We start from the raw sequence: 24,842 nt of genomic DNA, 5'->3' as shown, positions 1-24,842 counted from the left end.
TCGTCTCAGCGAGCCCGGCGGATCTCCTCGACCGCCTGCGGGTTCTCCAGGGCGGAGAGGTCCCCGGGGTCGCGCCCCAGGTAGACGGCGCGGATGACCCGGCGCATCAGCTTGGCGTTGCGGGTCTTGGGGATGTCGCGGACGAAGCGGACCTCCTTCGGCGCCAGGGCTTTGCCCATCCGCCGGGCCACGTGCTCCATCAGCGCCGCCCGCAGCGCCTCGTCGGGCTCATAACCGGGCCGCAGGACCACGAAGGCCACGGGGGCTTCCCCCTTGATCTCATCCGGGACGCCGATCACCGCCGCCTCGGCCACCGCAGGATGCTCCACCAGCACGGATTCCATCTCCGCCGGGCCCAGGCGCTTGCCACCCACCTTCAGGGTGTCATCCGCCCGCCCCAGGATATACCAGAAGCCGTCCTCGTCGATGTAAACCAGGTCCCCGTGATACCAGAGCCCCTCCCAGCGCGACCAGTAGGTCTCCAGATAGCGTTCGGGATCCCGCCAGAAGCCCCGGGTCATCCCGGGGTTCAGGTTGCGGATCACCAGGAGGCCCACCTCTTCCCGCACCGGCCGCCCGGCCTCGTCCACGCAATCCGCCTGGACGCCGGGGACGACGGTGTTGAAGGAGCAGGGTTTGAGGGGGCGCAGCACGGTGCAGCCCAGGATGCCCCCGAAGATCTCCGTGCCCCCGGAGTAGTTGATGATCGGGCACCGCCCCTTGCCCACGTGCTGGAAGGTCCACAGCCACGGCTCCGGGTTCCACGGTTCGCCGGTGGAGCCCAGCAGGCGCAGCGAGGGCATGGCGTGACGGTCCGGCCATTCCGCCCCCGCGCGCATGAGGGCCCGGATCAGGGTGGGGGAGACGCCCAGGATGGTGACGCCATGCCGCTCCACCAGCTCCCACAGGCGGTCCGGCTCCGGGTGATCGGGCGCCCCGTCGTAGATCAGGCACGTCGCGCCCAGGGTCAGGCTGCCCAGGATCAGCCAGGGCCCCATCATCCAGCCGATGTCGGTCACCCAGTGGATGATGTCCGCCGGCTTCACATCGAAGAGATGGAACATATCTTGGGCGGCTTTAATGGGCGCCCCGCCGTGGACGTGGACCGTCCCCTTGGGCCGGCCGGTGGTTCCCGAGGTGTAGATGATCATGAAGGGCGTCTCGCTGGGGAAGGCAGACGCCTCATGAACGGCCGTCCCCCGGCCGATGGCCTCGTGGAGCCAGAGGTCCCGACCCTCCCGCCACGGGATGGGGTTGCCGGCCCGGCGGACCACGAGGACCTTCTCCACGCTGGGGGCGGCGCGCAGGGCCTCATCGGCGATCTCCTTCATCGGAACGATCCGTCCCCGTCGGGGGAAACCATCTGCGGTGATCAGGAAGCGGGCCTCCGCGTCCTGCAGGCGCACGGCCACCGCCTCAGGGCCGAAGCCGGAGAACAGGGGGATGACGATGGCCCCGATGCGCATGGCGGCCAGCAGGGCGAAGGCCACCTCCGGGATCATCGGCAGGAACAATCCGATGCGATCGCCGGGCTGCACGCCCAGGGCGCGCAGCGCCCCGGCCAGCCGGGCGACCTCCTCGAAAACCTGGCGATAGGTGTAGCGGCGGATCCCACCCTCCTCCCCTTCCCAGATCAGGGCGATGGCCTCCCCGCGCCCGGCCTCCACGTGGCGGTCCAGCGCGCTCTCGGTGGCGTTCAGGGCCCCGTCCACGAACCATCGGGCCCATGGTGCCCCGTTGCGAACGTCCAGGGTCTCTCGATAGGGGGCGCGCCAGCGGAAGCCGGTGTCCTCGAAGAAGGCTTTCCAGAAGCCGTCGGGGTTGGTGAAGGACCATTCGAGGAAGGCTTCGTAAGAGGGAAGGCCCAGCCGGCGCATCTGGGCGGAGACGTTGCTCCGCTCCGCCATCTCCGGGTCCGGATGCCAGACGACCTGAAGGTTCAACTCTTTCATGAAAGGCCCCTCCGGATGGGGGGATAGGCATGATCGCGTCCCCCAAGGTCCCGCCCCGTCCCCGCGCGGGCGCGTCGGGTCCCGGAAGGCCCGCTCCGGGCGGGCGTGGAAGCCCTCTGTGAGGATTTTAACCCAGCCTGACGATGGGGCGCTGGGAGCTCTTCAGCCGGTCGAGGCGGCCGAACTGGTCCCCCTTGCTCATTTTTCCCGCTTAGAGTCAGGGTTTCTCCCGCCCGAGGTGCGGGGATTTTCCCCTGCAGGATCTGGGAGTTCCCTGATGACAGGCGGGGTGAGGTTCGGGAAACTGAAAGTGGTCAAGGCGGAGGATCTCTCATTCCGGTTCGGAGGGTAAAGATGTTACGCGTGCTTCTCGCGATCGCGTCTCCGTTGTTTCGTCAGACCATGCAGCAGGTGGCCCGAGCAGCCCTCGATCTGCTCCCCTGGCCGGTGGCCGTGGAGGTGGTCGAAGCGCCTTCCGAACTGGAGGAGAAGGCGGGGCGTGATCCGAGGACGTTGTTGTTGCTGGATTGGGAGTGGGCGAAGGAGGAGACGCCCGCTCTTCTCCCTCGTTTGTTTGAACGGAATCCCGAGATGCGCGTGGTGGTGCTGCTGCCTCCCAGCGCGCCGAAGGCCTACCGGTCTGCGCTCTGGGCGGCGGGGGCGTGCGCCAGCACCCCGCGGGATCGGCTGGATGAGGAATGGCTGATCACGATCCTCTGCCTGGTCCGTCGGGCGATGGAACGCGAGGGCTTGCTGCCGGTGGCCTTCGACCAGGAGGCTGAAACCGGGGAAGGGGAGGTCTCTGCTTCGTCTGTCGCAAGCCCCATTGGCCCTTGAGGGTTTGAAGTCCGCTGGAGGAGGATTTCGATGAAGCTGACCCGTCGGGAATTCCTGCGGCGCGGGGGCGCTCTTGCGGGGATGTGGACGGGCCTCTCCCAGCTGGGGGAGCCTGTGCTCGCCTTCCTGCGAACCCGTGGGGCGCGCTGGCCTTGGTATCGCCCGGATGAGGTGCGGATCACTTACAACTACTGCGATATGTGCATGTGGCGCTGCGGCATGCTGGTCTATACCGTGAACGGCCGGGTCGTGAAGGTGGAGGGCAACCCGAAGGACCCGAAGAGCCGGGGCCGTCTGTGCGGCCGGGGTCAGGCGGCTGTAGCCCATCTTTACGATCCGGACCGTCTGCGCAAGCCGCTGATCCGCACGGGGGAGCGGGGGACCTGGTCGTTCCGGGAGGCGAGCTGGGAGGAAGCGCTGGATCGAGCGGCGGAAGCGCTGGCTCGCCTCCGGGATCAATATGGGCCGGAGTCGGTGGCGTGGTTCGCCCACACCACCGGAGATTTCTGGTTCGGGGACTATTTGCCCCTGGCTTTCGGCAGCCCCAACGTTGGCAAGCCGGCCACCGGCCTCTGCCTGACCCCCCGCGAGGTTGCCGCTCAGATCACCTTCGGGCGGGGGATAGGCGGTCACGAGCCGGTGGACTGGGAGAACACCCGCTACATCGTCCTCATCGGCAATCACATCGGGGAGAACGCCCACAACACGGTGATGCAGGACTTCGCCCGGGCCCTGGCACAGGGGGCGAAGCTCGTGGTGGTGGATCCCCGCTATTCCACCGCGGCGATGAAGGCGCACCGCTGGTTGCCCATCAAGCCCGGCACGGACACGGCCCTTCTTCTGGCCTGGATGAACGTCTTGATCACCGAGGGGCTTTACGATCGTGAATACATCGAGAAATACACGGTTGGTTTTGAGCGCTTGGCGGAGCATATCCGCCCCTTCACCCCGGAGTGGGCGGCCCCGATCACCGAGATCCCGGCGGAGGTGATCCGGGAGGTCGCCCGGGAGATGGCGGCCCACCGGCCTCAGGTGGTGATCCCGCCCGGGCGCCACGTGGTCTGGTATGGGAATGACACCCAGCGCATGCGCGCGCTCTTCATCCTGAACGTGTTGCTGGGCAACGTGGGGCGACGGGGCGGCCTCTACCTCCCGCGGGCGCCGGCCCTGGATCCCTATCCGCATCCACCTTTCCCGGTGGAGGTGGCGGCGGGAGGGTGCGGCGCGGCGGCGGTGGGCATCCGGATCCCGGACACGCCAGGGCATCCACCCCGCGCGGATGGGGTGGGGAGCAAGTTCGCCACCGGCCCCGTGGTCATCCAGGAGCTCATCGAGCCGATGATCACTGGCCAGCCCTATCCGATCCGCGGCCTAGTCGTCTACGGGGTCAACCTGTTCCACTCGATTCCCAATGTACCCCGCACCATCGAAGCCCTGAAGCGCCTGGAGTTCGTTCTGGCCATTGATGTGCTCCCCCAGGAGCACCTGGCCTGGGCGGACATCGTCCTGCCGGAGGCGACGTTCCTGGAGCGTTACGACGAGCTGTGGGTAGCCTCTCACCGCATACCCTACATCGCCTTGCGGGAGCCGGCAGTCGAGCCCCTGCCCGACACCCGTCCGGGGTGGTGGATCGCCCGGGAGCTGGGGCTGCGGCTGGGTCTGGCCGATTACTTTCAGTGGTCCAGCATCGAGGAATACCTGAACACCCGTCTGATGTCCGTGGGCCTCTCCCTGGACCGGCTGCGGGAAGCGGGCGGGGTCTTCACATGGCCCGGCAAGCCTTACCTGGAGGACTACGGGGAGGGGGAGACGCCGTTCCCCACCCCCAGCGGCAAGATCGAGATCTACTCGGAGGCCCTGGCCCGGGCGGGTTTCGATCCGCTCCCTGTTTACGAGCCGGTGGAGGAGCCGCCGCCGGGATACTTCCGCCTGCTGTATGGGCGGCACCCGCTCCACACTTTCGGCAAGACCCAGAACAACCCCTGGCTGGCGGAGGTTTATCCGGAGAACGAGGTGTGGGTCAACGATGAGATGGCTGCCGCGCTGGGCCTGAAGAACGGCGACCGTGTCCTCCTGGAGAACCAGGACGGCGTCCGCAGTGGTCCGGTGCGGGTGCGGGCGACCCCGCGTATCCGCAAGGATGCCGTCTATCTGGTTCACGGCTTCGGCCATCGGGGTTCCCGGTTGAGCCGGGCGGAGGGACGGGGGGCGAGCGACAACCTGCTCATCACCCGGTATCGTCTGGATCCGATCTCGGGCGGGGCGGGGATGCGGGTGAATTTTGTGCGCCTGATCCGGGAGGTGTGAAGTGGCCCGGCTGGCGATGCTGATCGACCTGAGTCGGTGTCTGGGTTGCCAAGCATGTGTGATCGCTTGCAAGGCCGGCCGGGAGCTGGCCCCAGGAGAGCGATGGGTGGAGATCCGGGAGGTGGTGTGGGGCCGCTTTCCCGAGCTGCAGGGCGCCTTCGTCCCGCATCGTTGCTTCCACTGTGCGGAGGCGGCGTGCGTTCAGGTCTGTCCGACCGGCGCCCTCTACAAGCGTGATGGTTTCACGCTGGTGGATTTCGGCCGATGCAGCGGGTGTGGCTATTGCGTCGAGGTTTGCCCGTATCAGGTGCCGCGCCTGGTGGACGGACGCGTCTCCAAATGCGCTTCGTGTCTGGATCTGGTTCAGAGGGGCGAGGAGCCGTGGTGCGTCCGAACTTGCCCGGCGGGGGCCCTGCAGTGCGGAACCCGGGAGGAGATCCTGGCGGAGGCCCAGGCGCGGGTGGCCGCTCTGAAGGATCGCTACCCCGAGGCTCAGATCTATGGAGAGACCCAGATGGGCGGTCTGGGGGTCATCATGGTGCTTCCGGCACCGCCGGAGACGCTGGGCCTGCCGGCGCAGCCGCAGATCCCGCCCCTGGCCATCTGGAAGGGTGGGGTTCAGCCCTTGAGTCTGGGCGCCCTCGCGTTGAGCGCCCTCACCAGCGGGATCGCCTTCTTCATCGCCCGGCGGCGTCACTTAGAGGAAAAGCGGAACTCTCAAAACCATGGGGAGTGAACCATGGCCAAGCAGACAGTTCGGTGGGTGCTGCGCTATCGTCCGGGCCAGCGGGTGGTCCACTGGCTCCACGCGGGGGCCTTCTTCGTTCTCCTCATCACCGGTCTGGCCCTGATCTGGCCACCCCTCTCCTTCCTCGCGGCCGGTGGCCTCTCCCGCCTGCTGCACCGGGTGGCGGCGGTGATCTTCCTCCTCACCCCCGTCCTATATGCCCTTCTGGACTTCCGGGGGCTTCGGGATCTGGTTCGGGATTCCTTCACCTACACCCGAGAGGATCTGGAATGGCTGAAAGGTTTCCCGGGCTATTTCCTGGGTCGGACGTCGCATCTGCCTCCGCAGGGGCGGATCAACGCGGGCCAGAAGATCCATCATGCCCTCACCATCATTGCCTACTTCGCTATCTCCGGCTCCGGCCTGGCCCTGTGGCTGGGCAAGGGCTCCCTGGGGCCCATCGGCCTGCTCGCCGCAACGCTCGTTCACGATGTGTCGATGGCTGTGATGGCCATCCTCACCGTAGGTCACATCTACTTCACTTTCGTTTACGATGCCCTGCCGGCGATGACCACTGGCTACGTCAGCGAGGAATACGCTCGGATGGAGCATGCCATGTGGCTGGCCTCCATCCCCCAGGAGCCTCCCTATGTGATCGAAGTGCAGGAGGAGATCCCAGAGCCTCGCCGGGTTCCCGGCGCCCGAGCTGAGGAGGAAGCAGTGGGATAAGCCTGCATGAAACCCTGAGTCTCAGGAGGCAACCATGAAGCGGACGTTGTGGATCCTTCTCACCATCTTTGCTCTAACGCTGGCGGCCTGCGGGCCTGCGGTTGCTCCGACGCCCACCGTAGCCCCTCCCACGCCGACGGTGGCGCCCACTCCGATCCCGCCGACGCCCACCAAAGCGGCCCTCGACCTGAAGGCGGTGGTGGATCGGTTTTTGAGTGGGATTCCGGACAAGTATTACACGGTGGGGACGGTGGATGCGTTGAAGGACATGCTGGCAGCGGGGAACGTGGTGCTGGTGGATGTGCGGGAGCCGAATGAGTATGCGGAGGGGCACATCCCTGGGGCGGTGAACATCCCGATTCGGACGCTGGCGAAGAATCTGGACAAGCTGCCGAAGGACAAGCCGGTGGTGGTCTATTGTCGGACGGGGCATCGGGCGGGGATGGCCACGGCGGCGCTGCAGCTGCTGGGCTACACCAACGTGCGTAACTTCACCCCCGCCATCCTCGGCTGGAAGGACGCCGGGGAGCCGCTCAGCACCGAGCCGGTGGAAGCGCGCTCCGTCGGACAGCCCCAAGTGGATCCGGAGCTCCTCGCGGTAGTGGATCGGTTTTTGAGTGGGATTCCGGACAAGTATTACACGGTGGGGGCGGTGGATGCGTTGAAGGACATGCTGGCGGCGGGGAACGTGGTGCTGGTGGACGTGCGGGAGCCGAATGAGTATGCGGAGGGGCACATCCCTGGGGCGGTGAACATCCCGATTCGGACGCTGGCGAAGAATCTGGACAAGCTGCCGAAGGATAAGCCGGTGGTGGTCTATTGTCGGACGGGGCATCGGGCGGGGATGGCCACGGCGGCGTTGCAGCTGCTGGGCTACACCAACGTGCGTAACTTCACCCCCGCCATCCTCGGCTGGCAGAAGGCTGGGGAGCCTTTGGAGAAAGCCCAGTGAGTCCGACGAGGACCGCCGGTGGGACAGACCCTCCGAGGGTCTGTCCCGCTTTTTCTTCATGGGCAGCGGATGATATCCTGAGCCCAGAGGCAATCGGCGCAGGAAGGGGTGTTTCCCCAGCAGTCCTCGTTGTGGGCAGCGTAGTAGCAGGCCATCCCGCAATCCACGCATGAGGGGAAGCGGAAGGCCCGCACTTTCGCCCGAAACCGCACATATTCCTCCGAGCTCCAAATCTCGATAAGGGGGCGTTGCTGGATGAAGCCCAAGATGTAAGCGGTGACCTCTTTACGACGTCCATAAATGTAATAGGGGTATGAATGCATCAACGCGTAGCAGGGGCTCACCCCGCCGTCCCATCGGATCACGGTGGAGCGTTCTTCGACAAAGCGACAGCGCCGCATCGCGCCCCATCGGGAGCGCGGCATCCGGGCGAGACCCCAGACCAGCCAGTCTCCGCCGGGGACCGGCCAGCCGGGAAGGGCGGGGAGGGGCTCTCCGCGGTCATACAGGATAGCTTGGGCTTGTTCCGGCGTGTGGGGGAGCAGATGGGTGATGAGGACGAACGAGGCCCCCAGGGCCTGGGCCAGGCGGGGGACCTGAGGGAGCTCCGGGAGGCTGTCCCGGGTGAGCACGAACTCCAGCCCGATGCGGGGGACCAGGCGGCGGTGCGCCCGCGCCAGCGCCTGCAGCCCGCGGATGTTATCGATGACCCGATCCAGGCCGTCGACCAGGCCGGCCTGCCGATAGGCCTGAAGGTGGGCGGTGTCGATGGACACGACCACCGTGTCCAGCCCGGCTTCCGACAGCGCCTCCGCCACCGCCCCATCCAAAAGCAGGCCGTTAGTGGTCAGGGTGATCCCCACACCCAGGGTTCGCGCCAGGGCCACCATGTCCGCGATGCGGGGATGGACGAGGGGCTCCCCGAACCCGCCGAACGTGATCCGGCGCAGTTCGGGGAAGGCCCGCAGCTGTCGGATGAGCTCCTCGAAAACCTCCCAGGGCATGGATCCGGGGCGATCCCGCCAGACCTGGCGGATGCAGATGGCGCAGTTGAGATTACAGAGGGCGGTGACCTCCACATAAACGCGGCGCAGATCGGGGCGGATGACGTGGAAAGCCCATCCATCCTCTGTTTGCTCCAGCACGCCTTCCGTCCCCGGCTCCACGCCGTATGAACGAAGGATCTCCGGGGGAAGGCGCAGCGTTCCGTCCGCTTCAAGCCTCAAACGGGCCAAGGGGGTCCCCCTTTCGAATCAAGCGGTCTCTTCGGAGATCAGGCCTTTGCGGAGGGCATAACGCACCAGCTCGGCCCGGGTGCGCAGATGCAGCTTCTCCATGATGCGCGTTCGGTAAGTCTCCACCGTTTTCACGCTGAGGTTCAATTTCTGAGCGATCTCCGCGTTGGTGTGACCCTCCGCCAGCAGGCGGAGGATCTCCCGCTCCCGCTCGCTGAGGCTCTCGTAGGAATCCTGCTCACGCCCGGCCCGAACCTGGGCGAGGTAATCGTCCAGGAGCATGCGGGTGGCGGAGGGGTAAAGAAAGACGTCGCCCCGGGCCACCACCCGGATGGCCTCGATCAGCTCCTCGTCCGCGGCGGTCTTGCGAACGTATCCGGAGGCTCCTGCCTTGAGGACAGGGAAGAGATAGCGTTCGTGGGCATGGACGGTGAGGATCAGTATATAGGTGGAAGGGAAACGTTCGCGGATGCGCCGGGTTGCCTCCAGCCCGTCCAGCTCCGGCATCGAGATGTCCATGATGACCACATCCGGGCGGAGCCGCTCGGCCAGCTGCACCGCCTCCAGGCCGTTCCCAGCCTCCCCCACTACCTCCATGTCCGGCTCTTCTTCGATCAGCGCCCGCAGACCCCGGCGGAGCACCGGGTGGTCATCCGCGATCAGGATGCGGATCTTCCGTCCTCCGTTCATCATGCCAGACCTCCCGAGCCAGACAATGGGGTCCACCCGCAGGCACCCGGGCGCGGATGCGCGTGCCCTTGCCGGGGGCGGAATCGATCTCCAGTGTCCCCCCGATCAGGGCGAGACGCTCGGCCATCCCGATCAGCCCGAGGGAGCGGGCGCGCGACCGCCGGACCGCCTCCGGGTCGAAGCCGACCCCGTCATCTGCGATCAAAAGCTCCAGATGCTCCGTTGAACAGTTTAATGTGATCTCCACCCGGGTGGCCCGGGCGTGCCGGGCGATGTTGGTCAGGGCTTCCTGGGCGACCCGGTAAAGAACCAGTTCCACCTGGCGGGGCAGCCGCTCGATCCGCCCCTGGATCTGGAGGGTGAGGGAGAGCCCTGTCTGCTTCTGGAACTCCTCCGCCTGCCATCGCAGTGCTTCTACCAGCCCCAGGTCGTCCAGGATGGCGGGGCGGAGCTCCATGGCGATCCGGCGGAGATGCTCCAGGGCGGCGGTGGTCATCCGCTGGAGCTCCTCCACCTCCGGGCGCATCTCCGGAGGGAGGCTGCGGAGGAGCAAGCGTTGGCGGATCAACAGAGAGGTCAGCCACTGGGCGGCCTCATCGTGCAGTTCCCGCGCGATCCGCGCTCGTTCCTCCTCCTGAGCCTGCAGGATCTGCTGGGAAAGCCAGTGCAGGCGCTCGCTGTTGCTAACGATGGTTTCCACCATCTGGTTGAAGGTCTCCACCAGCTGCTCCATCTGGGCGTCGCGGAAGGGATGGGGGGGAACACGCACGTTGAACTGACCCCGGCGGATCGCCTCCGCGGCCTCCTGGAGCTGCTCCAGAGGGCGGAGGGCCCAGCGCACCAGCAGGCTGTAGATCAGCGCGCTCAGCGCGGTTCCTCCTGTCGCGAAGAGCAGGATGTAAGCGTAGCGCCAGCGGTAGTAAGCCTCCCCCGACAGCTGGTGGCCTGCCCGGAAGGACAGGGTGGTGCCGATCACGGCCCCGGCCGCGACCAGGAGGGTGTTGGCGATCAGGATCTTGTAAAACAAAGGCAACCGGAGCGCCCGTTCCCCCAGGGCGCGCAGGAGATCCCCCGGGCCTCCCCTTAACAGAGGGAGCGCTCCATCACGGGACATCTGGCTCATCTTGCCTTCCATCCTGATTCAAGAAGGAAGCGCGCCGCCGGATCATCGATCCTCCCGCAGATAACGCAGCTCGTAGGCGGCGCGCTCCAGCTCCTCCCGGAAGTCTGGATGGGCGATCTCGATCAGGGCCCGGGCCCGCTGGCGGATGGTCTTCCCGTAGAGATCCGCCACCCCCCACTCGGTGACCACGAAGCGGACATGGTTGCGGGTGGTGGTGACGCCGGCGCCGGGTTTGAGGGTGGGCACGATGCGGCTGATCACCGTCCCATCCTTCAGGCGGGCGGTGCTGGGCAGGGCGATGATGGGCAGCCCCCCGCGGGACCGGGAGGCGCCGTAGATGAAATCCAGCTGCCCACCCACCCCGCTGTAAAAGAGATGGCCGATGCTGTCCGCGCAGACCTGCCCGGTGAGATCCACCTCGATGGCCGAGTTGATGGCCACCATGCGTTCGTTTTGAGCGATGATGAAGGGATCGTTCACGTAATCGGTGGGATGCAGCTCAAAGATCGGGTTGTCGTGGACGAACTCGTAGAGCCGGCGGGTGCCCAACATGAAGCCGGCCACGATCTTCCCGGGGTGCAGGGTTTTCCGCTCCCCCGTGATCACCCCTTTCTCCACCAGATCAATGATCCCGTCGGAGAACAGCTCCGTGTGGATCCCCAGGTCCTTGTGGTTGGTGAGCGCCCGGAGCACGGCGTCGGGGATGGCTCCGATGCCGGTCTGTAGCGTGGCACCGTCCGGGACCATGGCGGCGATGTGCTCGGCGATGCGCCGGGCCACCTCGGATTGCTCCGCCATGTGGACCTCGGGGAGAGGGTAGGAGACAGGGACGACGGCGGTGAGCCGGGAGATGTGGATGAAGCTGTCGCCCAGGGTGCGGGGCATGTGTTCATTGACCTCCGCGATCACCACGCGCGCCGACTGGGCCGCCGGCTTGGTGATCCCCACCTCCACTCCAAAGGAGCAGAACCCATGCTCATCCGGCGGCGAGACCTGGATGAGGGCCACGTCCAGGGGGAGCCGGCCGCTGCGGAACAGGCCGGGGATCTCGGAGAGGAAACAGGGGGTGAAATCGGCCCGGCCCTCCTGGACGGCCCGGCGGACGTTGTCGCTGATGAAGAGGGTGTTGACGCGGATGTGCCGCTCCATGCCGGGGGTCACATAATCCGCGGGGCCCACGGTGAGGACCTGCACGATCTCCACGTTCTCCAGCTGAGGGGCGTATTCCACCAGGGCGGCTAACAGGCGCTGAGGGACCCCGCAGTTCCCCGAGAGGAACACCCGCATCCCGGATCGGATGTAGCGACGGACGGCTTCCTCCGGCGTCATCAGCTTCTCGCGGTAGAGTTCCATCCAGGACATCGGATGCCTCCTCGGCGAGGATCAACCCTGGCGGATCGAGGCCTCCATCTCCAGAACACGGGCCAGCTCCGGGTGGGTCACCTGACCCTCACGGGTGTTCACCCCACGGGCCAGGGCTGGATCCCGATCCAGGGCCTCCTCCAGGCCCACCCGGGCGATCTCCTCCAGGAACGGCCACAGAGCGTTCGTCAGCGCGTGTGTGGCGGTCCGCCCCAGCACGCCGGTCATGTTGGGCACCGCATAGTGGATCACCCCCTCCTCGACGAAAGTGGGGTCGCGGTGGGTGGTGGGGCGGCTGGTCTCGACGCACCCGCCCTGATCGATGGAGATGTCCATGATCAGGGATCGAGGCTTCATAGAGCGGACCATCTCCCGGGTGACCAGGATGGGCGTGCGGGCGCCGGGCACCAGCACGGCGCCGATCAGCACATCGGCGAAGCGGACGACCTTACGCAGGTTGTAGGGATGCGAGACCATAGTGACGACCTGGCTTCCGCACAGCTCCTCGAGGCGCTGGAGCCGACGGATGTCTTTGTCCAGCACATAGACGCTGGCTCCCATGCCGGCGAAGGCCCGGGCGGCGTTGGAGCCCACGACGCCGGCCCCTAGGATCACCACCTCGGCGGGCGGGACGCCCGGGGCACCGCCCAGGAGGATCCCTTTGCCCCCCCGGTCGTTCTGAAGCAGGGTGGCGGCGACATGGGCGGCCATCCGCCCGGCGATGGCGCTGATCGGAGCCAGGATGGGGAGGGTGCCGTCGTCGGCCTGCACTGTCTCGTAGGCGATGGCGGTGATCCGCCGCTGGAGCAGGATCTCGATCTTGTCTCGTCGGGCGGCGGCGAGATGGAGGAAGCCCATCAGGGCCTGGCCCTCCCGAAGCCACTCGAACTCCTCCTGGGTGGGCCGGGCCACCTTCACGACCAGATCCGCCCGTCCATAGACCTCGGGCCCGGAGTAGACGATCTGGGCGCCCGCGCGGCGGTAGTCCTCATCCGTGAAGCCGGCTCCCAGGCCTGCCCCGCTCTCCACCCACACCGTATGTCCGGCCTGGGTCAGCATCTCCACCCCTGCCGGGGTGAGGCTCACCCGGTATTCCTCCGGTCGGCGCTCTTTCGGGATCCCGATGTGCATCCTGACCTCCGCACGTTCCGAATTTCGGCGACCCCCTTTTCCCAGTTTACTTCACTTGCTCACTTGCTCTCGGGGGTCTCTTGCGCATTCTGGCGCCGGAACTGGCCAAGCGGGCATCGGAACGGCGCAGCCGGGCTCCGGGCGTCGGGAGCGGGAAGGAACGGAGGAGCGCAGGGCCTGGATCCAGACCCCGCGCCGATGGGAACGGTCGTTCCAGGATCCCCGGAAGGCTCACGCCCGCCTGGAAGCGTTGGATGAAGGGGCTCCCGATGGGATCGGGAAAGCGGAAGCGCGCTCGGGGCGTCGCATCCGGCTCCAGGGGATCTCATCCACGCCGAACTCCAGGAGCCGGATGAGCAGATCCATGAGATCCGTCTCGGTGATGATCCCAACCAGGCGATCTCCCTCGACGACGGGCACCCCGCCGAACTTGTGATCCCGCATCAGACGCACCACCTCGATCAGCGGGGTATCCGGGGAGACCGTGATGGGGTCAGGCGTCATGCAGGCCCGCACCGGCACATGCTCCAGGAGGAGCCGGTCCGAGCGCCGTTCGTGGAGCACCAGCGGGGAATTCAGGGCCAGTCGCACATCCCGATCCGTGATGATCCCCACCAGCCGGTCCCCCTCCACCACCGGCAGCCGCCGGCAGCGACGGGAGCGCATCCTCTCCACCGCCACGCCCAGCGGGTCGTCTGGCTGGACGGTGACCGGGTTGGGGGTCATGATATCTCGCGCTACCAGCATCGCACGCCTCTCCGTGCTCAGGGTTGCCGAAGGGGTTCAGGCCGTCTCACCGCAGCGACGCAGCAGCTCCTCCCAGCGTCGATCCACCTCCGCCTGGATCTCCGCCACCAGGTCCTGGAACTCCGGCCGGAGCAGGTGAGCGAACCGGCCCTGGAGCCGGAGGTATTCGGTGATGGGGAGCTTGCGGCGCGGCCGGTAGTTCAGCCGCCACACCCCATCCTCGACCTCAAAGAGGGGCCAGTAGCATGTCTCGACGGCCAGGCGGGTGACCTCGATGGTCTGGGCCGGATCGTGCCGCCAGCCCCGGTTGCAGTCGGAAAGGGCGTTCAGGAAGGCAGGGCCTCCGCTGGCCACGGCCTTGCGCACCCGGGTCATTAGATCCTTCCAGTGGGAGGGGGCGACCTGGGCCACATAAGGGATCCGGTGGGCGGCGACGATGGCGGTCAGATCCTTGCGCCACTGGGGTTTGCCCGGCATGACCTTCCCCACCGGCGTGGTGGTGGTCCAGGCCCCCCGGGGAGTGGCGCCGGAGCGCTGGATGCCGGTGTTCATGTAGCCTTCGTTGTCCAGACACACGTAGAGGAAGCGGTGCCCGCGTTCCAGCGCCCCGGAGAGGGCCTGAAGGCCGATGTCGTAGCTCCCCCCATCCCCGGCGAAGGCCACGAAGACCACCCGGCGGTCGGCCGGGAGGGCCCCCCGGCGGACGAGGGCGCGGTAAGCGGCTTCCACCCCTGCGGCCACGGCGGCAGTGTTCTCGAAGGCCACGTGGATCCAGGGCACGCGCCACGCCGTGTAGGGGAAGATGGTGGTGGAGACCTCCAGACAGCCGGTGCCGTTGATCACCACCACCGGGTCGTCGATGGCCAGCAGGACCTGCTTCACAATGATGGCCTCCGCGCATCCGGCGCACATGCGGTGCCCACCGGAGAGGGGCGTGCGCTTTTCCGACAGGATCTTCAAGTTCAGCGGAGTAGCCACCATGGGGACCTCCTCAGTCGCCAGCCATCGTGGCCTCGGGGATCCACAGGGACCACTCAGCGGGGCTGGGCAGCGGCAGCTCGCCGCGGACCCCCACGTAGGTGACCGGGCGGGTGACCGCGCCGCGATCGGCGATCTGCATCAGGTCGGTGAAGATCCCCTCGATCTCCGAGGGGGTGATGTCCCGCCCGCCTAGGCCGAACACGTAGTCCGCAATGGGGATGTGCAGGCCGTGGCGGTGGGCGGCTGCCAGCAGATCCAGCCAGAGGGGGCCTCCGTTCTCCAGTGCCCCAAAAGCGATGGCCCGGTCCATCACGCCGATGGCCCGCAGGTGCCGCAGGGCGGCGATGATCTCATGATCCGGGAAGGGACGATAGACCCGCAGCTTGAGCAGGCCGACCCGCCAGCCCATCCGCCGCAGGTTGTCCACCGCCACGCGGGCGGTCCCGGCGGTGGAGGAGAGGACCACCACCGCGGCCTCGGCGTCCTCCAGCTGGTAGGTCTCGAAGAGCCCGTAGCGGCGTCCGAAGCGTCGGGCGAAATCCTCGGCCACCTCCAGGATCGCGTCTTTCGCCCGGCGCATGGCCTCCACCTGGTGGCGTTTGTGTTCGAAGTAATAGTCGTAGAAATCCAGGGCCCCGAAGGTGAGCGGCCGCTCGAAGTTCAGGAGGGTGCAGGCCGGCTGATAGGTCCCCAGGAAGGCCCGCACCACATCGTCGTCCTCCACCCACACGCGCTCCACCGCGTGGCTGGTGATGAAGCCGTCCTGCATCACCATCACAGGCAAGCGGACCTGGGGGTGCTCCGCGATGCGCACGGCCTGCAGGGTGTTATCGTAGGCCTCCTGAGCGTTCTCCGAATAGATCTGGATCCAGCCCGTGTCCCGGGCGCCCATGGAGTCGGAGTGGTCACAATGGATGTTGATGGGCGCGGAGAGGGCCCGGTTGACGACGGGCATCACGATGGGCAGCCGCATCGCGGCGGCGATGGGGAGGATCTCCCACATCAGGGCCAGGCCCTGGGAGGAGGTGGCGGTCATGGCGCGGGCCCCTGCGGCCGCCGCGCCCACGCAGGCGCTCAGGGCGCTGTGCTCGCTCTCCGCCTGGATGAACTCTGTGGGGACCTCCCCGTCCGCCACGAACTGGGCGAAGGTCTGCACGATCCCGGTCTGAGGGGTGATGGGGTAAGCGGCCACCACGTCCGGGGCGATCTGCTTCATCGCGTAAGCCACCGCCTCGGTGCCTTCCAGCGCCATCCATCGGCCCATCCCGCACCTCCTTACGCTCCGGCCATCAGGCGGGCTTCCTCGACCATGGTGATGGCCTTGGGCGGACAGACGGCCGCGCAGATCCCGCATCCTTTGCAGTGGAGCTCATCGAAGCCCACGAACCGCCCGCCGGCCACCCGAACCGCGTCATCCGGGCAGTAGAGCCAACAATAGAGGCAGTGCGTGCATTTCTCCATCTCCACCACCGGCCGGAAGGTCCGCCAGCCTCCCGTGGCATACGCCACCGCGTTCCCGGCGTCCAGGATCAGGCCCCCCCGGGGCAGCTCAAACCAGGGGAGGGCCATCCCCGCCGTGGAGGCTTCCAGCGCCCATTCGCCCGCCGGGATCCGGCCGGGATCGATGCGCACCTCCTCAAAGCCCCGGCGGACCGCTTCCAGGTTGGCCTGGACGATGGCCTCCCCGAATTTGGGGGCGAGGTGATGGTGGAGGTGGCGGGTGAGATCTTCCAGGGAAAAGAGCCCGGTCACCCGGGCCAGGGCGCCCAGCAACGGCGTGTTGGGGAGGTTCCGCTGCAGGACCTCCAGGGCGATCCGCGTGGCATCCAGGAGGGCCAGGCGGCCCGGATAGCCCCGCGCCCGGGCCCGGACCCGGTCTGGAGGCAGTCCGGAGTTGACCACCAGCCAGCCCTCGGGCTTCAGCCCTTCCAGGATGGCCGGATCCCCCAGGAGGGTTTCATCCAGCACGATCACGAGATCCGGCGCCTGCACCTGCGAGTGCAGGGAGATCGGGGAGCGGCTGAGGCGGGTGAAGGCCCGGATGGGCGCCCCGCTGCGTTCCGGCCCGTAATCCGGAAAGGCCTGGATGAAATACCCGGCCTCCATGGCCGCCTCCGCCAGGAGGCGGGCGGCGGTCACCACCCCCTGGCCCCCGCGCCCATGCCATCGGATTTCGATCATCTCCCCCATCGCAGCTCTCCCTTCGCGGAATCCCCGACGGCCACGGTGAGGCTTCTGAGGCGAACCCGGATCGCCATCGATTTTCCTCTACAAATCACTGTAGAATCGCGCGGGGATTTCTCCAGTGATCTCCGGCCCGCTTTTGGGGTGAAGAATGTCGAGTTCCCACTTGGCGTTCGCCCGGCCTTCCCTCCTCGTGATGGAAGTCACAGGGATCAGGTGATCAAAATTACTACAACAGGGGTGATCATTTTCTTAAGGTGAGAGTTGAACCAGCATTGTCGACCCTGTGAGACTGCGGGCGGTTGCATCGCTGGTCTCTCCCCGCTGTCATCGTGCCGCGCTGTGCCCGGAGCCGCCCCAGCCGCCGATATGGGGGGGCCATCATGCGGGTCTACGCTCGGCAGCCGCTGAACCTGACCCAGGTTCGGATCCCACGGGGGCAGGTTTTCCTCATCCCGGAGCGCTGCAAGGGCTGTCAGATGTGTGTGGAGTTCTGTCCCCAGCAGGTGCTCCGCATGTCCAGCCGGATGAACTCGCGCGGTTACCATTACCCGGAGATCGCGCCCGGCAAAGAGAACGCCTGCGTCCATTGCGAGTTCTGCATGATGGTCTGCCCGGAGTTCGCCATCTTCACCCTTGAGGTGGACTCGGCATGACGGGCCGGGGTGTGTTGACGGGCGTCCACTTCATGCATGGCGACCATGCCTGTGCCGAGGGGGCGATCGCCGCGGGGTGCCGCTTCTTCGCCGGGTATCCCATCACCCCCTCCACGGAGATCGCCGAGCGCATGGCCCAGCGCCTTCCGGAGGTGGGCGGGGTCTTCATCCAGATGGAGGACGAGATCGCCAGCATCATGGCGGTGCTCGGCGCCTCGGCGGCCGGCGCCCGGGCGATGACCGCCACCTCCGGCCCGGGCTTCAGCCTGATGATGGAGAGCGTGGGCCTGGCGGCCATGCTGGAGATCCCCTGTGTGATCGTGGATGTGCAGCGCGGCTCCCCCTCCACCGGGCTGCCCACGCTCCCCGGCCAGGCGGATGTGATGCAGGCCCGCTGGGGCTCCCACGGGGATTACGAGATCGCGGCCTATGCCCCATGGTCCCCTCAGGAGATGTTCGATCTCACGGTGCTGGCCTTCAACGTGGCCGATCGCTTCCGGATCCCGGTGATGGTGATGGCCGATGAGGTGGTCGGTCACATGGTCGAGCGCGTGGTGATCCCGCCCGAAGACCAGATCCCCCGCTGGGAGCGGAAGCGGCCCCGCTATCCCGCCGGCAACGGGTTCAAACCTTTCCTGGTGGAGGATGAGGACCTGGTCCCTCCTATGGTGCACGCCGGGGAGGGATATCGGGTGCACTTCACCGGGCTGACCCACGACGAGCGGGGCTACCCGGACATGTCCGCCGAGACGCATCACCGCCTGGTGACCCGACTGGTGGAGAAGGTGCGGCGGAACGCCCATCAGATGATCCGCTACGACACGTATGCGTTGGAGGACGCGAAGATCGTGGTCATCTCTTACGGGTGCACCGCCCGTTCGGCCCGGCGGGCGGTGGCGGACGCCCGCCGCATGGGGATCCCCGCCGGGCTGTTGCGGCTGATCTCCCTCTGGCCTTTCCCGGCCGAGGTGGTGCGGGAGCTGGCGAAGCAGGCGGAGGTCTTCATCGTGGCGGAGATGAACCTGGGCCAGATGATCTGCGAGGTCGAACGCTACGTCTCCCAGCCCGTGAAGGGGGTTTTCCACGCCGGCGGGGCGATGATCCCGCCGGATCCGATCCTGCAGGCCATTCGGGAGGCGGCCTTCCATGGCGCACGCACGGGTGGCGGAAAAGCATCCCCTGGATGATCTCATCCGCCGGGACCGCATGCCCCATATCTGGTGCCCGGGGTGCGGCATCGGCATCGTGATGCGCTGTTACGCCCAGGCGATCCTGGAGTCCGGCATCCCGGTGGAGCGCCATGTGGTGGTCTCGGGCATCGGCTGCACGGCGCGGGTGCCCGGCTACATGAACCTGGATTCGTATCACGTCACCCATGGGCGTCCCATCCCCTTCGCCATCGGCCTCAAGCTGATGAAGCCCGAGCTGATGGTCACGGTGTTCAGCGGGGATGGGGACCTGGCGGCCATCGGCGGGAACCACCTGATCCACGCCGCCCGACGCAATGTGGATATCAAGGTGATCTGTATTAACAACTTCAATTACGGCATGACAGGCGGTCAGGTCGGGCCCACCACGCCCCTGGGGGCGAAGACCACCACCACACCCTACGGCAACCCGGAACACCCCTTCAATCTCCCCTATCTTTTGGCGGCCTCGGGAGCGGTCTTCGTCTCGCGATGGACAGCCCTCCACGTCCGCCAGATCAAGCAGGACATCCTGTATTCCTTCCGCAAGCCCGGTTTTACCTTCATCGAGGTCCTGGCGCCGTGCCCGGTGGGCTTCGGGCGGCCCAACGACATCGAGGACGGCGTGGAGGAGATGCAGCTGTATCGCCGCCGCAGCGTCCTGGTCTACCGGGTGCCGGAGGAGGTGCCCTGGGAGGCCCTGGAGGTGGACCTGCGGGAGGAGCGCCCCATTTACGTGGGTCGGTTCGTGGATCGGGAGCGGGAGGTCTTCCGGCCGGTGCGCCGATGAAGGGAGGATGCGATGCGCGTGGAGATCCGGATCGCGGGCTTCGGCGGGCAGGGGGTGGTGTTGGCCGGCTACATCCTGGGCAAGGCCTTCGCCGTCTACGAAGGCCTGGAGGCGGTGATGACCCAATCCTACGGTCCGGAGGCCCGAGGGGGGTCCTCCAGCTCTAACGTGGTGGTCTCCGATGAGCCCATCGATTACCCCTTCGTGCTGGAGCCGGACGTCCTGATCCTGCTCTCCCAGGAGGCCTACACCCGGTTCCGCCCTACGGCCAAGCCGGACGCCCTTGTCATCATAGAGGAGGATCTCGTCCAGCCCTGGCCGGAGGATCGTCCGCTCGGGATTCCGGCGACCCGGCTGGCGGAGGAGCTGGGGCGGCGCATCGTCGCCAACATGGTCGTCCTGGGGTTCCTCGCCGGGGTCTGGGGACAGGTGCGGCCGGAATCGGTGGAGAAGGCCATCGAGACCACCCTGGCCCCCCGGCTGGTCCCCCTGAACCGGAAAGCCTTCGCCGCCGGCTATGAATACGCCCGGACGCGCTTCCCGTCCTTCCGTGGCGCAGTTCCCCTGGAATCCCCGGAGGAGCGGCCGCGATGAGCGATTCGGTCCTGGTCATCGGCGGGGGGATCGCAGGGATCCAGGCGGCGCTGGATCTGGCCAACGCCGGCGCGCGCGTGGTGCTGGTGGAGCGGGAGCCCACCATCGGGGGGAAGATGGCCATCCTGGACAAGAACTTCCCCACCCTGGACTGCTCCATCTGCATCGAGGCGCCCAAGATGTCTGAGGTCGGTCTCCACCCGAACATCGAGCTGCTCACCCTGGCCGAGGTGGAGCGGGTGGAGGGCCATGCGGGAGATTTCGAGGTAACCATCCGCCAGCGGGCTCGCTTTGTGACGGATCAGTGCACCCGCTGCGGCGAGTGCGTGAACGTCTGCCCGGTGGTCCTCCCCAACGAGTTCGATGTCGGGATGGCGGCCCGCAAGGCCATCTACACCCCTATCCCACAGTCGGTGCCCGGTGCTTATGTGATCGACATCGAGAACTGCCTGAACGATCCCCCCCATTACCTTCCGTGCCACCGGTGCGTGCAGGCCTGTCAGCCAGGGGCCATCGATTTCCTGATGCCCCGGGAGCGCCGCTTGGTGCGCCGCGTGGGGTCCATCATCGTGGCCGTGGGCTATGAGACGATCGACCCGCGGCTGCTGCGGGAGTTCGGATATGGCACCCATCCCGACATCCTGACGGCCCTGGAGTTCGAACGTCTGCTCACCTCCGCCGGCCCGACGGGAGGCGAGATCCTGCGCCCCTCCAACGGCGAACATCCCCACAACATCCTGTTTGTCCTGTGCGTCGGATCCCGGGACCGCCGGTTCTTCCGGCATTGCTCCCGCATCTGCTGCATGTATTCCATCAAACACGCCTACCAGGCCATCGACCATGGCATCCGGGACGTGACCGTCCTCTACATGGACATCCGGGCTTACGGGAAGGGTTTCGATGGCTTCTGGGAGCGGACCCGCGAGGCCGGTGCCCGCTTCGTCCGAGGGCGCCCGGCCCGGATCGCGCCCAACGGGGACGGCCGGATCCAGGTGATCTACGAGGACACGGAACGGGGGATGCGCATCTCAGAGGATTACGATATGGTCGTGCTGGCCACGGCGGTCTCCCCGCCCGACGGCCTGGCGGATCTGGCCCAGCGCCTGGGGATCGAGCTGGATGAGGACGGCTTCATCCGGGCCCTGGAGGGGGTGGGCGGTCTGGTGCGAACCACGCGGCCGGGGATCTACGCGGCGGGTTGCGCCACCGGGCCCAAGGACATCCCGGACAGCGTCTCGGAGGGGAGCGGGGCCGCCGCCCTCGCCCTGAGCCACCTCACCCGCCGCCACTGGCCGGAGCCCCCGCAGGTGGAACCGATTACGGACATCGAAACCCCTCGGGTGGGAGTCTTCGTCTGCCATTGCGGCAGCAACATCGCCGGGGTGGTCGATGTGGAGCGGGTGGTGGAGTTCGCCCGGACCCTTCCCGATGTGGTCTACGCCACCCATCAGATGTTCTCCTGCGCGGGGAACACCCAGAAGGAGATCGAGGAGGCCATCCGCCGGGAGCGGATCAACCGGGTGGTGGTGGCCGCCTGCTCCCCCCGCACCCACGAGGCGATCTTCCGCGGGGTGCTCCAGCGCGCGGGCCTGAACCCGTATCTCCTGGAGATGGCCAACATCCGCAACCTGGACTCCTGGGTGCATAAGGCGGATAAGGAGGCGGCCACCGTCAAGGCGATGGACATGGTCTGGATGGCGGTGGAGAAGGCCCGGCGTCTGACCCCTGGGGAGCCCTCCCAGCTGCCCCTCACCCAGCGGGCGCTGGTGATCGGCGGCGGGATCGCCGGGATGACGGCGGCCATCGCCCTGGCCCGCCAGGGCTTTGAGACCCACCTGGTGGAGCGGAGCGCTGAGCTAGGCGGCCTCCTGAATCAGCTGGACGAGCTCTCGCCCTCCGGCCTGAAGGCCCGCGACCTTGTCGAGGCGAAGAAGCGGGAGCTCCTCCAGAGCGGCGTCCAAGTGCATCTGGGGAAGCAGATCGAGACCATCGGCGGGGTGGTGGGCAATTTCCAGGCCCGCCTGAGCGACGGCACCACCCTCCAGGTGGGCGCCATCGTGATGGCCACAGGGGCGGAGCCCTATCGGCCCACGGAGTTCGGCTACGGAAGCGACCCGCGGGTCATCACCAACCTGGAGCTGGAGGCGATGCTCCGGCGCGGCGCCGTCGAAGCCGAGCGCATCACCTTCGTGGGCTGTGTGGGCTCGCGCCAGGGCAACATGGGCTGCTCCCGCTACTGCTGCACCTCGATGATCGGCCAGGCCCTGCGCCTGCGGCGGATGGGCAAGAAGGTGCGGATCCTTTATCGGGAGATCCGCACCTACAGCCGCAACGCCGAGGAGCTCTACGAGCAGGCCATGCGGGAGGGCGTTCAGTTCTTCCGCTACGATCCCGATCGGCCGCCCCAGGAGGCCATCACCTTCGAGGATGGCCATGTGATCTTCTACGACCATCTCTCGCAGGCGTATCTTCGCCTGCCCACGGATCTGCTGGTCCTGGCAGTGGGCCTGCGCCCGGCCGCTGACGGCCTGGCTGAGCAGCTCCGGCTCTCCCGCAGCGAGGATGGCTTCTTGATGGAACTCCATCCCAAGCTGGGCCCAGCGGAGACAGCCACCCAGGGCATCTACCTGGCGGGGACCGCGCAGGGGCCGAAGGATGTGCGGGAGGCCATCGCTCAGGGCCTGGCAGCAGCGGCCAAGGCCGGCGCCCTCCTCGCCCGCGGGGTCATCGAGAAGGAGCCCCTCACCGCCCGGGTGGACCCGGAGAAGTGCATCGGGTGCATGCGGTGTGTGAAGGTCTGTCCCTTCAACGCCATCGAGCCCACCGGTCCCGTGAAGGTGGGGAAGGTGCGCATCATCGAGGCAGCCTGCATGGGCTGCGGGACGTGCGCCGCGGAGTGCCCAACGGATGCCATCCTCATGCCCTTCTTCACCAAGGAGCAGATCCTGGCCCAGATCGACGCGGCCCTGGCCGAGCGGCCGGAGGAGAAGTGCCTGGTGTTCACCTGCAACTGGTGCTCCTACGCCGGGGCCGATCTGGCCGGCATCGAGAAACGCCAGTATCCGCCTTCCTCACGGATCATCCGGACGATGTGCTCAGGACGCTTTGAGGAAGATTTCATCGCCCGCGCCTTCGAGAAAGGAGCCGGGGCGGTGCTGATCACCGGCTGTCGGCTGACAGAGACCGGCTCGGATTGCCACTACAACTACGCCAACCGGCAGACCTGGAAGCGCTTCCAGTATTGGCAGCGGAAGTTCGCCCGCATGGGGATCGAGCCCGAGCGGCTGCAGCTGCGCTGGATCTCGGCGGCGGAGGGCAAGGAGTTCGCGGAGAAGCTCCGGGAGATGGACGAGGTCGTCCGCCGCTACGTCCGCAAGCTGCGCGGGGAAGCCGTCCCGGCCCCCGAGCGTGCGGCCCAGCCCGCTGAGACGGCAGGAGGCGAGTGATGCTCGAGATGCCCGTCCTGACCCCCGACGAGGCGCTGTGGGAGCGCCTGTTCCGGGAGACGCAGGGGACAATGGCCCTCTGCTATCAGTGTGGGGTCTGCACCGCCGCGTGCCCCTGGGGCCTGGTTCGGCATGAGCCCTTCTCCGTGCGGGCCATGATGCGCCGGGCCCAGGTCGGTCTGCTGGACGGGGATGAGCACCTGTGGTTGTGCGCCGCGTGCGCTCAGTGCGAGACCCTGTGCCCCCGCGGGGTGCCGGTCTCCGAGATCTTCCAGAGCTTGCGGGAGCAGGCTTGGGAAACCCGTCGCATCCCCCGGGGCCTCTCCGCGGTGCTCTGGTCGGTCTACTGGAACAACAATCCCTGGTTCCAGCCTCCCTCCTACCGCGTCCGATGGGCCCGCGACCTGGAGGTGCCCCGCTTCGATCCGGCCCAGCATGAGCTCCTCTACTACGTGGGTTGCACCTCCGCTTATGACCGGCGGGCCCAGAAGGTCGCCCGCGCCCTGGTGCAGCTCCTTCGGGCCGCCGGCGTGCGTTTCGGCACCCTGGGCAACGATGAACCCTGCTGCGGGGAGGCCGTTAAGAGCCTCGGACACCGCCCTTACTTCTACGAGATCGCCCAGAACAACGCGAAGATCTTCGCCGACGCGGGAGTGCGGGAGCTCATCACCACCTCCCCGCATTGCTACGATGTGTTCCAGAATCACTACCCCCGGTTCCAGGCGGAGTTCCGCCCCTATCACTACACCCAGTATCTGGCCCGCCTGCTGGAGGAGGGCCGCCTCCGGTTTGCTCAGGAGGTCCGGCTCCGGGTCACTTATCACGATCCCTGCTACCTGGGGCGGCGCAACGGCGAATACGATGCCCCTCGTCGGATCCTGGATGCGATCCCCGGCCTGGAACGGGTGGAGATGGCCCATTCCGGTCCGGAGGCCCTGTGTTGTGGCGGCGGCGGAGGGCGGATGTGGCTGGAGACCCGGGCCGGCGAGCGGTTCGCCGACCTGCGGGTTCAGGAGGCCCTGCAGACCGGGGCTCAGGTGATCGCCACCGCTTGCCCGTTCTGCATGGCCTGCCTGGAGGACAGCCTGAAGGGCCTCGGCGTGCAGGGGATACGGGTGATGGATGTGGCCGAGATCGCGGCTATGGCGATCAGCCCCTCCGGAACGGACCTGCGCATCTGATGCGCTGCATCCAGCGGAAAGGGGGCAAACC

Annotated in this window: 21 protein-coding genes; 11 read left to right on the top strand and 10 right to left on the bottom strand. The window is 67.0% G+C overall.

Going from position 1 to position 24,842, the window contains the following annotated elements; all coding sequences use genetic code 11:
• Nucleotides 1–5: 5 nt before the first annotated feature.
• The gene (locus CFB18_RS10650; RefSeq protein WP_200808174.1) at nucleotides 6–1,952 is read right to left on the bottom strand and encodes an acetate--CoA ligase; all 1,947 of its coding nucleotides are present in this window, start codon (nucleotides 1,950–1,952) and stop codon (nucleotides 6–8) included.
• Nucleotides 1,953–2,306: 354 nt separating this feature from the next.
• Between CFB18_RS10650 and CFB18_RS10645 the strand changes: the two genes are divergently transcribed.
• From CFB18_RS10645 to CFB18_RS15630, 5 genes are read left to right on the top strand one after another with little or no spacing between them, the layout of a single operon-like run.
• Entirely contained in the window at nucleotides 2,307–2,789 is a 483-nt protein-coding gene (locus CFB18_RS10645) for a hypothetical protein (RefSeq protein ID WP_088571785.1), read from the top strand.
• A gap of 30 nt (nucleotides 2,790–2,819) precedes the next feature.
• Nucleotides 2,820–5,096 carry a molybdopterin-containing oxidoreductase family protein gene (locus CFB18_RS10640; protein ID WP_200808173.1) on the top strand — a complete coding sequence of 759 codons (2,277 nt, stop codon included), beginning with the start codon at nucleotides 2,820–2,822 and terminating at the stop codon, nucleotides 5,094–5,096.
• Nucleotide 5,097: 1 nt separating this feature from the next.
• Nucleotides 5,098–5,832 carry a 4Fe-4S dicluster domain-containing protein gene (locus CFB18_RS10635; protein WP_088571784.1) on the top strand — a complete coding sequence of 245 codons (735 nt, stop codon included), beginning with the start codon at nucleotides 5,098–5,100 and terminating at the stop codon, nucleotides 5,830–5,832.
• A 3-nt stretch (nucleotides 5,833–5,835) separates the two neighbouring features.
• Complete coding sequence (locus tag CFB18_RS10630; protein ID WP_088571783.1) at nucleotides 5,836–6,552, top strand: formate dehydrogenase subunit gamma; 717 nt, start codon at nucleotides 5,836–5,838, stop codon at nucleotides 6,550–6,552.
• Nucleotides 6,553–6,586: 34 nt separating this feature from the next.
• A complete protein-coding gene (locus CFB18_RS15630; protein WP_200808172.1) occupies nucleotides 6,587–7,504 on the top strand; it encodes a rhodanese-like domain-containing protein in 918 nt (305 codons plus the stop codon).
• Between the two features lie 56 nt (nucleotides 7,505–7,560).
• On the opposite strand, the gene CFB18_RS10620 is transcribed toward CFB18_RS15630, so the two are convergent.
• The 9 genes from CFB18_RS10620 to CFB18_RS10580 all read right to left on the bottom strand — a co-directional run bounded on the left by CFB18_RS10620 (nucleotide 7,561) and on the right by CFB18_RS10580 (nucleotide 16,963).
• Nucleotides 7,561–8,739 (bottom strand): tungsten cofactor oxidoreductase radical SAM maturase, encoded by a 1,179-nt coding sequence (locus CFB18_RS10620; protein WP_088571782.1) that lies wholly within the window; start codon nucleotides 8,737–8,739, stop codon nucleotides 7,561–7,563.
• Between the two features lie 18 nt (nucleotides 8,740–8,757).
• On the bottom strand, nucleotides 8,758–9,429 hold the full coding sequence (locus tag CFB18_RS10615) for a response regulator transcription factor (protein ID WP_088571940.1): 672 nt from the start codon (nucleotides 9,427–9,429) through the stop codon (nucleotides 8,758–8,760).
• Nucleotides 9,389–10,543, bottom strand: a complete 1,155-nt coding sequence (locus tag CFB18_RS10610; protein WP_159461703.1) for a HAMP domain-containing sensor histidine kinase — start codon at nucleotides 10,541–10,543, stop codon at nucleotides 9,389–9,391. The genes CFB18_RS10615 and CFB18_RS10610 overlap by 41 nt, the downstream gene beginning before the upstream one ends.
• Nucleotides 10,544–10,594: 51 nt before the next feature.
• Entirely contained in the window at nucleotides 10,595–11,905 is a 1,311-nt protein-coding gene (locus CFB18_RS10605; RefSeq protein ID WP_088571939.1) for an acetyl-CoA hydrolase/transferase family protein, read from the bottom strand.
• 30 nt (nucleotides 11,906–11,935) lie between these two features.
• A complete protein-coding gene (gene ald, locus CFB18_RS10600; RefSeq protein ID WP_088571780.1) occupies nucleotides 11,936–13,045 on the bottom strand; it encodes an alanine dehydrogenase in 1,110 nt (369 codons plus the stop codon).
• A 231-nt stretch (nucleotides 13,046–13,276) separates the two neighbouring features.
• Nucleotides 13,277–13,792 carry a CBS domain-containing protein gene (locus tag CFB18_RS10595; protein ID WP_088571779.1) on the bottom strand — a complete coding sequence of 172 codons (516 nt, stop codon included), beginning with the start codon at nucleotides 13,790–13,792 and terminating at the stop codon, nucleotides 13,277–13,279.
• A 36-nt stretch (nucleotides 13,793–13,828) separates the two neighbouring features.
• The gene (locus tag CFB18_RS10590) at nucleotides 13,829–14,773 is read right to left on the bottom strand and encodes a thiamine pyrophosphate-dependent enzyme (RefSeq protein WP_088571778.1); all 945 of its coding nucleotides are present in this window, start codon (nucleotides 14,771–14,773) and stop codon (nucleotides 13,829–13,831) included.
• Nucleotides 14,774–14,783: 10 nt separating this feature from the next.
• Nucleotides 14,784–16,037, bottom strand: coding sequence for a pyruvate ferredoxin oxidoreductase (porA, locus tag CFB18_RS10585; protein ID WP_088571777.1), 1,254 nt, complete (start codon nucleotides 16,035–16,037; stop codon nucleotides 14,784–14,786).
• 11 nt (nucleotides 16,038–16,048) lie between these two features.
• The gene (locus CFB18_RS10580; protein ID WP_088571776.1) at nucleotides 16,049–16,963 is read right to left on the bottom strand and encodes a 2-oxoacid:acceptor oxidoreductase family protein; all 915 of its coding nucleotides are present in this window, start codon (nucleotides 16,961–16,963) and stop codon (nucleotides 16,049–16,051) included.
• Between the two features lie 377 nt (nucleotides 16,964–17,340).
• Between CFB18_RS10580 and CFB18_RS10575 the strand changes: the two genes are divergently transcribed.
• From CFB18_RS10575 to CFB18_RS10550, 6 genes are read left to right on the top strand one after another with little or no spacing between them, the layout of a single operon-like run.
• Nucleotides 17,341–17,613, top strand: a complete 273-nt coding sequence (locus CFB18_RS10575) for a 4Fe-4S dicluster domain-containing protein (RefSeq protein WP_088571775.1) — start codon at nucleotides 17,341–17,343, stop codon at nucleotides 17,611–17,613.
• On the top strand, nucleotides 17,610–18,800 hold the full coding sequence (locus CFB18_RS10570; RefSeq protein WP_088571774.1) for a 2-oxoacid:acceptor oxidoreductase subunit alpha: 1,191 nt from the start codon (nucleotides 17,610–17,612) through the stop codon (nucleotides 18,798–18,800). The genes CFB18_RS10575 and CFB18_RS10570 overlap by 4 nt, the downstream gene beginning before the upstream one ends.
• Nucleotides 18,760–19,590 (top strand): thiamine pyrophosphate-dependent enzyme, encoded by an 831-nt coding sequence (locus CFB18_RS10565; protein ID WP_200808170.1) that lies wholly within the window; start codon nucleotides 18,760–18,762, stop codon nucleotides 19,588–19,590. Before CFB18_RS10570 ends, CFB18_RS10565 begins: the two co-directional genes overlap by 41 nt.
• A 12-nt stretch (nucleotides 19,591–19,602) precedes the next feature.
• A complete protein-coding gene (locus CFB18_RS10560) occupies nucleotides 19,603–20,184 on the top strand; it encodes a 2-oxoacid:acceptor oxidoreductase family protein (RefSeq protein WP_088571773.1) in 582 nt (193 codons plus the stop codon).
• Nucleotides 20,181–23,630 carry an FAD-dependent oxidoreductase gene (locus tag CFB18_RS10555; protein WP_088571772.1) on the top strand — a complete coding sequence of 1,150 codons (3,450 nt, stop codon included), beginning with the start codon at nucleotides 20,181–20,183 and terminating at the stop codon, nucleotides 23,628–23,630. Before CFB18_RS10560 ends, CFB18_RS10555 begins: the two co-directional genes overlap by 4 nt.
• Nucleotides 23,630–24,811: a (Fe-S)-binding protein gene (locus CFB18_RS10550; protein ID WP_088571771.1), complete on the top strand. Its 1,182-nt coding sequence runs from the start codon at nucleotides 23,630–23,632 to the stop codon at nucleotides 24,809–24,811. Before CFB18_RS10555 ends, CFB18_RS10550 begins: the two co-directional genes overlap by 1 nt.
• Nucleotides 24,812–24,842: the final 31 nt, after the last annotated feature.

The sequence above is a fragment of the Thermoflexus hugenholtzii JAD2 genome (assembly GCF_900187885.1).
Lineage (GTDB): Bacteria > Chloroflexota > Anaerolineae > Thermoflexales > Thermoflexaceae > Thermoflexus > Thermoflexus hugenholtzii.
The sequence above is the reverse complement of the archived record's forward strand: the minus strand, read 5'-3'. Positions and strand labels throughout refer to the sequence as shown.